General features: G+C 67.2%; 12 protein-coding genes. 5 read left to right on the top strand and 7 right to left on the bottom strand.

Going from position 1 to position 12,094, the window contains the following annotated elements:
- The coding region (locus ACWELQ_RS22140; protein WP_452398948.1) for a DUF6390 family protein at positions 1–628 on the top strand (628 nt) is incomplete at its 5' end.
- Positions 625–1,731: a HoxN/HupN/NixA family nickel/cobalt transporter gene (locus tag ACWELQ_RS22135; RefSeq protein ID WP_452398947.1), complete on the top strand. Its 1,107-nt coding sequence runs from the start codon at positions 625–627 to the stop codon at positions 1,729–1,731. The genes ACWELQ_RS22140 and ACWELQ_RS22135, both read left to right, overlap by 4 nt.
- 10 nt (positions 1,732–1,741) lie before the next feature.
- Here the strand turns inward: ACWELQ_RS22135 and ACWELQ_RS22130 are convergent, their stop codons facing one another.
- From ACWELQ_RS22130 to ACWELQ_RS22120, 3 genes are all read right to left on the bottom strand, one after another.
- Positions 1,742–3,010, bottom strand: a complete 1,269-nt coding sequence (locus tag ACWELQ_RS22130; RefSeq protein WP_452398946.1) for a lipase family protein — start codon at positions 3,008–3,010, stop codon at positions 1,742–1,744.
- Positions 3,011–3,223: 213 nt separating this feature from the next.
- Positions 3,224–4,018 (bottom strand): GvpL/GvpF family gas vesicle protein, encoded by a 795-nt coding sequence (locus ACWELQ_RS22125; RefSeq protein ID WP_452398945.1) that lies wholly within the window; start codon positions 4,016–4,018, stop codon positions 3,224–3,226.
- A 53-nt stretch (positions 4,019–4,071) separates the two neighbouring features.
- Positions 4,072–5,049, bottom strand: coding sequence for a helix-turn-helix domain-containing protein (locus tag ACWELQ_RS22120; protein WP_452398944.1), 978 nt, complete (start codon positions 5,047–5,049; stop codon positions 4,072–4,074).
- A 132-nt stretch (positions 5,050–5,181) separates the two neighbouring features.
- Here ACWELQ_RS22120 and ACWELQ_RS22115 point away from each other — a divergent pair, with 132 nt between their 5' ends.
- Complete coding sequence (locus ACWELQ_RS22115; RefSeq protein ID WP_452398943.1) at positions 5,182–5,460, top strand: hypothetical protein; 279 nt, start codon at positions 5,182–5,184, stop codon at positions 5,458–5,460.
- Here ACWELQ_RS22115 and ACWELQ_RS22110 read toward each other — a convergent pair.
- The 4 genes from ACWELQ_RS22110 to ACWELQ_RS22095 all read right to left on the bottom strand — a co-directional run bounded on the left by ACWELQ_RS22110 (position 5,457) and on the right by ACWELQ_RS22095 (position 11,071).
- Positions 5,457–6,056: a hypothetical protein gene (locus ACWELQ_RS22110; RefSeq protein WP_452398942.1), complete on the bottom strand. Its 600-nt coding sequence runs from the start codon at positions 6,054–6,056 to the stop codon at positions 5,457–5,459. The two genes, ACWELQ_RS22115 and ACWELQ_RS22110, sit on opposite strands and share 4 nt — an antisense overlap.
- Positions 6,053–6,430 carry a hypothetical protein gene (locus ACWELQ_RS22105; RefSeq protein ID WP_452398941.1) on the bottom strand — a complete coding sequence of 126 codons (378 nt, stop codon included), beginning with the start codon at positions 6,428–6,430 and terminating at the stop codon, positions 6,053–6,055. Before ACWELQ_RS22105 ends, ACWELQ_RS22110 begins: the two co-directional genes overlap by 4 nt.
- 84 nt (positions 6,431–6,514) lie before the next feature.
- Complete coding sequence (locus ACWELQ_RS22100; protein ID WP_452398940.1) at positions 6,515–9,391, bottom strand: ATP-binding protein; 2,877 nt, start codon at positions 9,389–9,391, stop codon at positions 6,515–6,517.
- 102 nt (positions 9,392–9,493) lie between these two features.
- A complete protein-coding gene (locus tag ACWELQ_RS22095; protein ID WP_452398939.1) occupies positions 9,494–11,071 on the bottom strand; it encodes an AMP-binding protein in 1,578 nt (525 codons plus the stop codon).
- Positions 11,072–11,292: 221 nt separating this feature from the next.
- On the opposite strand from ACWELQ_RS22095, the gene ACWELQ_RS22090 reads away from it, so the two are divergent.
- Both ACWELQ_RS22090 and ACWELQ_RS22085 read left to right on the top strand, forming a co-directional pair.
- Positions 11,293–11,823: a hypothetical protein gene (locus ACWELQ_RS22090; RefSeq protein WP_452398938.1), complete on the top strand. Its 531-nt coding sequence runs from the start codon at positions 11,293–11,295 to the stop codon at positions 11,821–11,823.
- Between the two features lie 3 nt (positions 11,824–11,826).
- Positions 11,827–12,094, top strand: a 268-nt coding sequence (locus ACWELQ_RS22085) for a hypothetical protein (RefSeq protein ID WP_452398937.1), incomplete at its 3' end; no start/stop codon positions are given.

The raw sequence follows: 12,094 nt of genomic DNA, 5'->3' as shown, positions 1-12,094 counted from the left end.
GAGCGCCGCGGTACGGGCGGCCGCGCCCCGCTTCTCCGGAGCGTGGCCGTATCTGCGCGTGATGGCCGCGCTCACCGGCCTCGCGGATCCGCTCGACGGGCGGCTGGTCGAATCGTATTGGCTCGGTGGGGGAGTCGGGGCGGGACTGGATCCGGCGGAGTTCGCCGCTGCGCTGCTGGCCCTGATCGGGCCCAGCGTGGGGCACTACTGGTCGCACCTGACCCCGGATCTGGCCGCCGAGGCCGCCCCCAACCACAGCTTCCACGTGCTCGGCGTGTACCCGTGGACGCGGCTGCTCGGCACGGGCAGCGATCAGGCCCTGCGGATCCTCGACAGCTGCCGGATCACCCGGGCGGCCGTCATCGACCGTGACGAGGCCGACGCGGTGGTCCGCTGCCGCCGATTGACCTGGGACGGGCGGACTCTGGGCCTGTCCACGCCCGCGAACCGGCGCATCCCGATCCGGCACGACGGCTACTCCGCGCTGCCGGACGTGGCGATCGGTGATGTCGTCGCGCTGCATTGGGATCGGCTGTGCGGGCGGTTGCGGCCCGCGCAGGCCGCGACGCTCACCGCCTCGACCGAGCGTCAGATCGCGGTCACGAACGAACGGCTGGCCCGGGAGTGAGCGCGGCCGTCCCTCCACTCCGGCAACGCTCTTCGCGGGCGCGGCCCGCCCCCGACCGTGCCCGTCTCGCTCGCGCCTGCGCCCTGACCGGTGTCATCGTGGGTCTGCACGCGCTCGGCTGGGTGACGCTGATCGTCTTCGTCGCACCGCAGCACCTCGCGGTCGGAGATCGGGCGTTCGGGATCGGACTCGGCGTGACCGCCTACCTGCTCGGCCTGCGGCACGCCTTCGACGCCGATCACCTCACCGCCATCGACAACACCACCCGCAAGCTGATGAACGACGGGCAGCGGCCGATATCGGTGGGCTTCTTCTTCTCCCTCGGCCATTCGACGGTCGTCTTCGGTCTCGCGCTGGCGCTCTCGCTCGGGGCGCGCGCCCTCATCGGTCCCGTGCGCGACGACTCCTCCGCCCTGCACCGCTACGCGGCACCGATCGGCACCGGAGTATCGGCCGCGTTCCTGTATCTCCTCGCGGCCGTCAATATCGCCGTGCTGGTGGGGATCGTGCGGGCGTACCGGCGTGGCCGCGCCGGGGAACCCGAAAATTCCGCTGTCGAAAGGCAACTCGCGCAGCGAGGGATCGTCGCGCGGATCCTCGCCCCGGTGCTGAGGTCGATCACCCGGCCGTGGCAGATGTTCCCGGTCGGACTGTTGTTCGGGCTGGGGTTCGACACCGCCAGCGAGGTCGCCCTGCTGGTGCTCGCCGGTGCCGGGGGCGCGGCGGGCCTGCCCTGGTACGCGATCCTGTGTCTGCCAGTCCTTTTCGCCGCCGGGATGACATTGCTCGACACCCTCGACGGCGTCCTGATGACCGTCGCGTACGGCTGGGCGTTCACCGAGCCGGTCCGCAGGATTCACTACAACATCACGGTCACCGCGTTGTCGGTCGTCGTCGCCCTGCTCGTGGGAACCATCGAACTGTGCTCCCTGCTGGCCGGGCCGCTGGGCTGGACGGGTCCCGGCTGGAACTGGCTCGTCCACCCGGATCTCGGGCGGCTCGGGCTCCTCATCGCCGCCCTGTTGCTCTTGGTCTGGGGCACAGCGGGTTTCGCACGGTGGATCATGCCCCACATCGGCCGACCGGGTTCCTCGAGCCGATAGGTTGACCGCGTCAGGACGACGCGCATCCCGGCCCCAGGGGCGCCCCGGCGAATCGGTCGGCCAGGAAGGCCATGCCGCCGGGCGCCTCGGCGATGGCGGTGCCGTTGTGGCCGACGGCCGCGGAATGATGTGCGCTCACTCGCGATTCCGGGCCGCAGTAGCGGGGCAGGAGGGTGTCGAAGCCCGCGACGGGAACGACCTCGTCATGGGTGCCGTGGTAGAGGTACAGGGGAACATCGGGGACGTCGCCGCCGAGCTCCTGGCGCTGCGCGGCCGCCAGGAACGACGGGTGCGAGAGCAGGCCCGGGGATTGGGCGAACTCGTCGAGGTGGGTGGCGGCGTAGCGCGCTATCAGGTCCATGCCGCAGGCGGCGGCCTCGGAAGTCATTGCGGCCCGGCCGCGTTCGTTGAGCAGCGCCGCCAACTCGGTGCCGGGGTCGCTGCGCAGCAGCGCCAGCAGGATCAGCATGCTGAGTCCCGCTTGCGGACCGCCGTCGGCATTGCGCGCGATCGTCGGAATATCGGTCGGCAGACCGCCCGCGGTGATCCCGGCGATCGGCAGCTCGGGCGCGTAGGTGTGCCGCAACTGGGCCGCCCACAGAGTGGCGAACGCGCCGCCGGAATAGCCCCAGGCGCCGATCGGGCTCGCGGTGCTCAGCCCGGCGGGGGCGAAGGTCCGGGCGGCGCGCAGGCCGTCCAGCACGGCGCGACCGGAATTCACGCCGTCGAGGAATCGCGACTCGGGGCCCTCGTAGTCGGGGACGACCACGGCCCAGCCGCGGCGCAGCGCGTCCACGACGAAGGGGGTGTCGACCACCGTGCTCGAGATCGCCGAATCGCGGCCGCCGCGCAGCGCGAACGACGGGGCGCAGCGCGTGCCCAGACTGTCCTCGGCGACCTGATACGACAGCAGTGGACGCGCGCCCGGGCCGGGCCAGGGCGTGTGGGAGACCAGCACGGTGGCGACGGCGGCGACCGGCCGCCCGCCGGGTCCGGTGGTCCGGTATTGCAGCTGCCAGGTCGACACCCGCACCGGCAGGCCGAACATCGAGATCTCGCGACGGTTCAGGATCGAGCCCGGCGCATGATCGGCGATATCGGCGGGCGCGGCGTAGAACGGATCGTCCGCGGGCGGGACGGGCTGCGATCGCGCCGGGCCCGCACCCGTGCCCAGCGCCAGCATCAGCACGACGCCGCCGAGCAGCAGCCATTGCCCGGTTCGTCCGAAAACTGTGCGTCCGAATACTGCGGAGCCGTCAGAGAACATGCCGTGGTTCATCGCGCCTCTCCGTAGTGCAGCAAGTGTCCAACAGAGGGAAAGAGTGACGAGTGCGGTTACGCGCCAAGGGCTTCCGGTGCGGAGACGGTCCAGACCCGGATGTGTCGACTGAAGGGGACCGGACAGTAGAGTAGCCGAACCCGTCGCTCGGCGGAGGGGTCCTGGAGTGCGTGTTTTCGGCCCGTTCGGAGGTTTGCGAAACTCCAGTCTCGATCAGGACGATTCGGGCTCGGTGGCGAAGAAATCCCAGGGCGCGAGGGGGCCGACGATCCGCATGATCACGCGGTGCGGCCACCCTTCGACAATGGTGTTCACCGTGCGCAGCAGCTCTTGTTCCTGGCCGAAGGGAATGAGTACGGCGATCTCCGCCATTTCGTCCTCCTCGGTGGGGGGACGCAGGACGATTCGGTCGGTCACCGCCACGAGCGCGCGCACCAGTGTCTCGCTGTCGACGCGTCGCTTGTCTTCCATTGCGGCATTGACGGTTTGGCCGAGGTCGATGCGGGCGTCGGTGTCCGTGTGCGGCGGCGACGAGATGATGTCCTCGCGCAGTGCGGCGGCGTGCTGGTTCTCGTCGAGGATCTCCCGCAGCACGGTATCGGTGATGTATTTGCCCTTCACCAGGTATTCGGCCTGGCCGGACAGCTCGTTCAGCGCCGCATGGAAATAGTCGGCGCGGGGTTGCAGCAGCTGGGTCTTCACGGCCTTGTCGTCGGCGGCGGTGGCGCCGAACCGAATCGGGATGATCGGCATGGCGCCGGCCAGTTCGTCCACCAGCCGGGCGAAGGCCTGCACGTCCTCGATCCGATCCCGTGGCTCCTCGGCCACGATCTCACTCACCAGCGCCGCGATCGGCCCGTACACGACGGCGCGGACCGGCGTCGGATGCCGGCCGATGCCCTCCATGTCCAAGTGGACATTCGCCGGGGCGACGGCGTAGATCAGCAATTCCGTATTCGGATCCGATTGCGTCCGTCCGGTTTCCTGGGAGGTATCCGATGTGGTCATGATTCCCGCCTACCCCGTGCGCCCGCGTTCATGCACGCCAGGGGACGGACCGCTCAGCGTCGGAGTTCGTGTTTGGGGGAGCGGCCGAAGGTCTGTTTGTAGACCTGGGCGAAGCGGCCCGGGTTGGTGAAGCCCCAGCGGGCGGCCACCCCGGCCACCGTGTCGCCGTCGCTGGGCTCGGAGGCTTGCAGGTCCGCGCGGGCGCGGTCGAGGCGGACCAGGCGCAGGTATTCCAGCGGGGTCATGTCGTGGTGGGTGCGGAAGGCGTTCTGTAAGGCGCGGACACTCGTTCCGGCGTGGGTGGCGAGTTCGGCGACGGTGAGCGGGCGGCCGGGGTTGGCGTGGATGTAGTCCACGGCGCGTTGCACGGCCGAGGTCGGCACGGCGCCCGGGCCCGGCTGCAGATGCAGGTCCATGGTGGTGTTGGGGAAGACCGCCAGGGCGGCGGAGGCCAGGGCGCGGGTGAGATTCTGGAGCACGAGTTCGGTCAGCACCGGGGAATCGGGGTCGGTGAGTTCGTGGTGGGTGAGATCGAACAAGCGGCCCCAGAAGCGTTGGCTGCGTATGTCTCGGGGTTCGAGCGAGGTGAATCGGAAGGCGGGGGGCTCGATTCCGGACTGGGCGGCCAGATCGGTGAGCATGCTGTACGGGACGTGCAGCAGATTGACGTCGTGGCTGTCGCAGTCGGCGACGATCGGCACGCCCGACGGGAACACCACGAGATCGTTGCGATGCTGTTGGAAGTCGTGGCCGCCGCCGCGTAACCGCGCCCGCCCGCGCACCGACCGCTCGAAATAGATGTGCTCGGTGAGCGGGGCGATGTGGCAGGTGTAGCCGATCGTGCTGCGGATCTCGGTGGCGATCACCTCCCCCCAGATCACGGCGCTGGTGCGAACCCGGCACTGCGGCGGGGCATTCCAGAACCGCAATGCGTTGTCCGAATACATCTCGGAGACGAAGGCGACGGCCTCGTCGGCGTCGCGGGACGAAAGTTCTTCCCGGCGTGCCTCGATCATCGTGTGCGCGGTCATGCAGAACCTCTTCGGGTGGAAGTTCGCGAATCACCGGTGGTATCGGTCCGGCCGCACCGAAGAGTAAGGGATCAATCAAGATACGGGCGAGTAGCCGGTAATTCACGGCCGACGGGTTTACCGTGTTCACTTATGGCGAGCAAGGATCTGGTGGTGACGGTGGACCGGGATGACTGGCGTGCCTTGAAAGATGCCGCCGAGTGTGCGGGCATGAGCGTGGAAGCCTATGTGTCCTGGGGGATTCGGGTGCTGGCGCTGCAAGCGCGGCCGGGCCGGTCGGTGCGCCGCGACGGTGTGGTGCCGCGGGTGCGCGGGCGTTCCCGTCAGCCGGCCGACGAGTCGGAGTCGGCCGCCTGGACCGAGACGTTCTCCGAGCGGCTGTCGTGCCGGGTGGCTCGCGGCGCGGATTAGCCCTGCGTGCCGGTGGTCAGGTAGATCGCCAAGGTCAATTTCTTGGCGTCCTCGTCGAAGGTCGTGTCCTGCACGACCTGCAGCAGCCATGCCAGCCGCGTCTTCTTCTCTTCCGGTTTGAGCAGATCGTCGAGCAGAATGTCCGAACGGACCTGATTGCCCAAGGCTTTGAGATCATTGCGGTCGGCGAGGCCGCGAATGTCGCGTTCCCGCTTGGCTTTCAGCTTGCCGTTGATCCGCTTGTACACGAATTGCCTGCCGGATTCGTAGAACGCGTCCAATCCGACCGGGACTTCCCGGTCCTGATAGGACACGGTCGCGAACTTGAGCCGGATCAGCGCCAGATAACCCAGGCCGATGGCGACCGCGAATCCCCAGGAGTTGACCCGCGCGAAACTGTCGGCATTGCGCAGGGTCAGGAACGCCACCGCCGCGAGCGCCGCGTTGAACAGAATGAACGCCCACCACCAGAAGGACCGGACGGCCTGGTTCACCGTCTGGCCACCGGTCACGAAGGTGCGATCGAGATCGAACAGCGTGACGGCCCCCGCGAGCGCGGCGGACAGCAACGCGAACCATGCCGAGTGGTGGGTCATGCGCGGTCGTCGCCGTCGTCGGTCCGGTCCAGCGGCCCGAGTTCTCGATCCAGCGCGGTATTGAGCTCCGCCTCGGAGTAACTGCTCGCCGAATCCTCCACGGCGTCATCGAGAACGAAGATCGACCGATCCGCCCCGCGGCCGCTGTCGGTGACCGCCGACATATCCGACCGCGCCTGCTCCCCATCCCTGGTGAGCGAGTAATGGGCCCCGTCGAGCCGCACCAGACTCCGCCGCTGCAGCGCCGCGAGCGTCCGCTGCACCTCCTCGGGCGCCAGATTCGACCGCACGACAAGCTCTTCGATCAAGCTGCCCCCACGCGGATCCACGGATTCGAGCAGCACCGCTTCGATCGGCCTCAGGAACTGAGCCATGACTCCCTCCCGCTGTAGCGGAACCATATTCGCATATCTGGGCAGGTCTACGGGGCGTTAGCACCCGTCGGGCACTGATGGTGGTCAAGCGGTCTCGGACATCTTATGAAGGCAGGCGCGGGCATTGGTTGCTTCCGGAGCGGCGCCGACCTGTTCGAAAATCTCGACGGCCGCGCGCAAGGACGCCGCCGCGGCAGCGGTGTCGCCTTGGCTGGCGCGGCTACGTCCGATTCCCTCCAGGGCACGAGCTTGCTCGAACGAACTGCGAATCGTTGTGGCCAGCGTGAGTGCTTCATCGAAGGTTTCCAATGCCTCGCTGAATTGTCTTGTGTCGGTGAGTAGTTGGCCGATCTCATTGAGAGCCTCGGATTCACCGTGGCGATTGCCCAGTTCACGGAAGCAGGCCCGTGCTTCGTCGAACAGTTGGCCCGCAGTCTGGAATTGCGCGGCGTCACGGTGCAGGACACCGATGCAGAGGCGGGCCGTGGCTTCGCCTTCTCGATCGCCGTACTCGCGGTAGAGCCTCACGGCGCGCTGGTAGTACTCCGCTGCAATACCTGATTCTCCGATTCGTCGATGCACGATACCGAGGTTGACCAGTGTGAATGCCTCACCGATCCGGCTGACGATCGTCTGATGTCGGGTCAACCCTTGTTCCAGATAGCCGATCGCCCGTGCGTAGTCACCCATTCGTCCGTGGAGAACCCCCAAACTGGTGAGTGACGTCGCTTGACCGCCAGTGCTGCTGGTCGTCCGATGCAACTCGAGGAATTCTTCGTAAAGGGTTGCGATGAGCGCGTATTCGCGTGTAATCCATCGTGACATTCTGACGAGGGTCAGACCGGTAATTTCGCCTGCGGTGTCGCCGATTTCGCGGCGCAGTTGGATGCTTTGGCGGATCAGATCGATTCCCAGTTCGCTGTCACCTGCCAGCCAGCACGCGATCGCGAGATTGACCAGAGCCACCGCCTCGTGGAAGTGGTCGCTCAGTTCACGGAAGCGTGTGAGGGCTGCGGTGCACATCTGTATGGAGACGTCGTAGTGCCCGGTTCGCCAGCTTGTAGCGCCAAGATTCAGCATCGCGGTCGCTTCGCCGACCTTGTCGCCGACCTCAGTGAAGAGGGACAGCGCGCGCTCATAATGAATTGCTGTCGTTCGGTAGTCGCCAGTGAGCGATCGTGTGTATCCGAGGTTGATCAACCCGGCGGCTTCACCGACGTGGTCTCCGAGCTCTGCGGCAATCGATATCGCTCGGGTCTGAAGTTTTTCGGCCAAGGGCCGGGGCCCTTCACGTTCGAGCCACCCGGACATCGTCTCAACCATCGTTGCGAACCACGCCGGTCGCCGAAGCTCCGCATAGTCCAGGCAGGCGAGCAGATTCGCGCGTTCGACACGCATCCAAGCAGTGGCCTGATTCTGGTCCGAGAACGTGGGACCTGCAAAATCTGCGTGATCAGCCAGTGCGCGCAGGGGGTAAGCGGTAGGTCGAAATTGGTTGGCCCAGGCGGTCTCGACGCCGTGCATGTAGTACTCGAGCAGACGGGCTATCGCCTGTTCGCGGCACTCGATCGAATCGTCGCCGACGAGTGTGCGAGCGTACTCCCGCAGCAAGTCGTGCAGCCGGTAGCGTCCGGCTTCGATCTCGTCGATCAGATGGGCGCTGTACAAAGCGTCCAGTTGCCGCCGTGCGGTTGGCACAGGGAGGTCGGCCAGAGCGGCCGCTGCGTACACGTCGAGACTGGCTGCGGGTGCTGATCCGATCCAGCGAAGCAGACGTCGCTGTTCGTCGGGCAGGTCCAGATAGGAGGTGGTGAATCCGGCTCGGACAGCACGATGTCCGGCCTCCAGTTCGCCGAGTCGATCCTCAGCGACGACGAGCTCGGCAGCCAGACCGGAGATGCTCCAGGCCGGATGGTGTGCGAGGCGACCGGCGACCAGCACAATGGCCAGCGGCAGGTAACCGCACAGCCGGAGGATCTCGTCGATGGCAGCCGAGTCGGCGGCGGTGGGTTTCCGACCGGCGCAAACATAGAACAACTGTTGTGCCGCAACTGGTTCCAACGAGTTCAACGAGAGGTGCACCGCCCCGTCCAGCGCGATCATCCGGCGCCGACTGCTGATCAACGTGAGGCATCGTGCGCCGGAGGGCAGCAGTGGTTCGATCTGGCGCTCGTCGCTCGCGTCATCGAGCACGAGGAGCACGCGCCGATCGGCGGACCAGGCGCGCCAAAAGTCGCGGCGCCCTTCGAAAGTGGTCGGAACACTTCGAGAGTCGATCCCCACGTCGTTGAGCAGAACTCCGAGCACATCGAACGCGCTGGCCGCGAGCAGACCAGGCGCATGGGCGTTGAGTTCCACGAAGTAGCAGCCATCTTCGTAACGACGGCGGAGCAGATGGGCCGCCCTGGTGACCAAGGCCGTCTTGCCCACGCCCGCCATGCCGTCGACCACGACGATGGAACTCGACGGTCCCGATTCGGCAATGCGCTCGAGGTCGTCATCGCGCCCGACCAGCACCGTCACATCCCGTCTGAGGACTGCGGTCGCACGCGGCCTGGTAGAGCGGCTATCAGCCGCTACGCGGGTTCGGCCAGGCTTTCGAGAGTCGGCTTCATCGGATGCGGCCCTCCAGGTCTGCCGCCACATCGATGGATCCAGCAGCGCCGCAGTGCTTTCGCCTGTGGGCCGGGGTACGAGGGAGACCAAGGCCAGCATGACAGGCTCGAACGATTCGAACCGCGCAGGCACATTACGCCCGGATCGCCAGTCGCTGATCCGCTGTGGTGTGGCCTCTTCCCGTGGACCGGGCCGTCGCGCGGCGCGCATCCGGAGTGCCGCGGCGTTGGCGACTTTGGTCAGGGTCGGATTGCCTGCCGCCGCGAACAACGCGGTGAGCCTGGCCGAGAAAGCTTTACGTGCGACGCCTGCTTCATCGCCCCCATCGTTCAAGCGTCTCCCCATCTCATAATCGTATGGACCGGGCTCGCCATCCGGACCGGAGCTGTGTTTTCCGGACCGGAGAATCTGACTCACCTGTTACAGAGGCGCCTACGGAATCTTGAACTACTTGTCAAGGGCGTGGACGTACTCGGCTTGGAGTTGGCGTTTGTAGATCTTTCCCGAGTCGTCGCGGGGGAGTTCGTCGACGATGCGGATTTCGGTGGGGATCTTGTAGGTGGCCAGGCGGCCGGTGAGGTGGGTGCGGATGGCGTCCTCGGTGAGGGTGGTGTCCGGGCGGGGGAGGACGTGGGCGGCTATGCGTTCGCCGAGGTCGCAGGCGCGGTCGGGGATGGCGAAGACGGCTACGTCTTCTACTTGGGGGAGTTCGGTTATGGCGGTTTCGATTTCGGCGGGGTAGATGTTCACGCCGCCGGAGATGATCACCTCGCTGCTGCGGCCGGTGAGGTGGAGGTAGCCGTCCTCGTCGAGGTGGCCCAGGTCGCCGACGGTGATCATGCCGGGGAGCGGGCCGTTGGGGTCGGCGGGGCGGTTCAGGTAGGTGAACGTGGGCCAGTAGTCCGCGCCCTTGATGTAGACGTGGCCGGTGTGGCCGGGTGGGAGTTCGGTGCCGTCGGGTGCGGTGATCGTGACGGCGGAGCCGTCGGAGGGGCGGCCGACGGTGCCGGGGTGTTGTTGCCATTCGGCGGCGCTGATCCAGGTGATCGCGCCCGCTTCGCTGCAACCGTAGAACTCCCACAGCGCGTCGCCGAACCAGTCGATCGCTGCGCGTTTGACCGCCGGTGGACAGGGGGCGGCGGAGTGGATGAGGTGGGTCAGGCTCGAAATGTCGTAGCGGGCTCTGGTTTCCGGAGGCAGCGACAGCAGCCGTGACAGCATGGTGGGGACGATCTTGGCGTGCTGGATACGACGTTCGGCGATGAGGCGCAGGAACTCCTCGGCATTCCAGCGCGGCATGATGGTGATGTTGGTGCCCATGCGCAGGGCGAGCACGGCCACGGCGTTGGGGCTGGTGTGGTAGAGCGGGCCCGCGACGAGCATCTGCCCGCCCGGGGTCAGTCCCATGCGCTGGGCGGTGGCACCGGCGATCGACAGCAGTTGCTGCGGTGTCATTCGCTGCCGCAGTACGCCTTTGGGTCGGCCGGTGGTCCCGGAGGTGTAGATGAGTCCCATGGAGTCGGCGATCGCGCCCTCGACGTGGCCGAGAGGTGCGGGTGTGGCATCGATCCACTCGTCCAGCAGCGGATGCCGTCCGGTCGGGTCGCCGAGCACTGGGTCGAGTCCGGCGGCGTGCAGCAGGGATTCGGACATGGCGATCTCGAGAATGGTGGGGTCGAGAGCAGCTGCCGCCGCAGCGGTCTCGACGATCGGAACGAACTCGGTGTGGGCGACGACGAGCTTCACCTTCGCGTCCGCGAGCAGATGGGCGACTTCCGGTGCCTGCCAGCGGGTGTTGATCGGCACCGGGTTCGCGCCGCAGGTAGCCGCGGCGAGCGAGGTTTCCAGGAACTCGATGTCATTGCGCGCCATGACCGCGATGCGATCGCCCCGCCCGATCCCGGCCGCCGCGAGCGCCGCGGCGAGCCGCCCGGCGCGCAGCTGCGAATCCGATTGCAGCCGTTGGCGGGATCCGCACGTGATGGTCGGGGCAGTCTCGCTGATCGCCGGGGCAGTCTCGCTCATGGCCGCGAGTCTGCCAGGCTCGCAGGGCACGGACAGCACGGATCTTGATCGGGCTCCGCGCGCACGATCCGCGCGCGGCCCTTAGCATTCGGGTGGTGCGCCGTGGCCGATGGTTTCGAATCCTCCTCTGCCTCGCCGTGCTGGGTACCGTCAGCGGGTGTGTCGGGGCGGTGGATCGCGTGGACTTCGAAGACCGGATCCGCGCTCGCGGAGGGGGATTGGTGAGCGCGTTGCCGAGCGCCGCGGTGGCCGCGCTCGAGCGGCGGCTCGGGGCGACCGACGTCGAGGTGAACGTTCTGCTGCTCACGCCGCCGAACTCCACCGGGTTCCGGGTGGTCCTCAACGACCAACCGGCCCAGGTCAGTCGATTCCTGTCCGGCGGCGACGATCTCACCGCCCGTGAACCCACTGTCCGCCTGCGGGTCCGGCCACCCGACCGATCCCGGCAGCTCGACGACTACTCCTTCACCCTCGGCTCGCTGAGCGCACCCCGCCCGGTCCGGGTATCGGTCGCCGACGACCTCGACGGCGAGGATTTCGTGATCAGTGAGGTGCCCGGCCTGTCGCGGCTGGAAGACCTGGTCGATACCGCGCTGAGCCGCAGCGGACTACCCGACGGTCAGGTCACCGTCCTGGTGGTCAGCCGCTTCGGAAGCGAGATCCGCATCGTGGCCAACGTGGCGTCGCCGCGCTCGGAAACGGTCGTCGAATTCGACCGCACCGGTGCGTTCCTCCGCATGGAACAGGGCTAGCCGATGCCGCGTCCACTGGTGGCGGCAGTGTCCGCCGGAGTCAGCGCCGGGTTGCTGACCACCGTCATCCCCGTCGCCATCTGGCCCGGCGAAGCGAAACTCACCGCGCCCCTGTTCTGTTCGCCCCCGTACACCGAACCCATGGTCGTGTCGGACACCTTCCACGACTCCGAGGGCACCTCGACCAACTACACCCTCTATTGCGTGGGCAGCCGCGGCGACCTCACCGACGAGGGCTTCGCCCTCCCCATGCTGGTGCTGTTCCTCGCGC

The sequence above is a fragment of the Nocardia sp. NPDC004722 genome (assembly GCF_053601505.1).
Note: the sequence above shows the minus strand (reverse complement) of the source record. Positions and strands in the feature narration are given on the sequence as shown.

Bases quoted from the DNA above. Each gene is read 5' to 3' on its own strand.
- ACWELQ_RS22100 (WP_452398940.1), bottom strand. From the start codon at position 9,391: ATGGGGAGACGCTTGAACGATGGGGGCGATGAAGCAGGCGTCGCACGT.
- ACWELQ_RS22105 (WP_452398941.1), bottom strand. From the start codon at position 6,430: ATGGCTCAGTTCCTGAGGCCGATCGAAGCGGTGCTGCTCGAATCCGTG.
- ACWELQ_RS22130 (WP_452398946.1), bottom strand. From the start codon at position 3,010: ATGAACCACGGCATGTTCTCTGACGGCTCCGCAGTATTCGGACGCACA.
- ACWELQ_RS22125 (WP_452398945.1), bottom strand. From the start codon at position 4,018: ATGACCACATCGGATACCTCCCAGGAAACCGGACGGACGCAATCGGAT.
- ACWELQ_RS22095 (WP_452398939.1), bottom strand. From the start codon at position 11,071: ATGAGCGAGACTGCCCCGGCGATCAGCGAGACTGCCCCGACCATCACG.
- ACWELQ_RS22120 (WP_452398944.1), bottom strand. From the start codon at position 5,049: ATGACCGCGCACACGATGATCGAGGCACGCCGGGAAGAACTTTCGTCC.
- ACWELQ_RS22110 (WP_452398942.1), bottom strand. From the start codon at position 6,056: ATGACCCACCACTCGGCATGGTTCGCGTTGCTGTCCGCCGCGCTCGCG.
- ACWELQ_RS22115 (WP_452398943.1), top strand. From the start codon at position 5,182: ATGGCGAGCAAGGATCTGGTGGTGACGGTGGACCGGGATGACTGGCGT.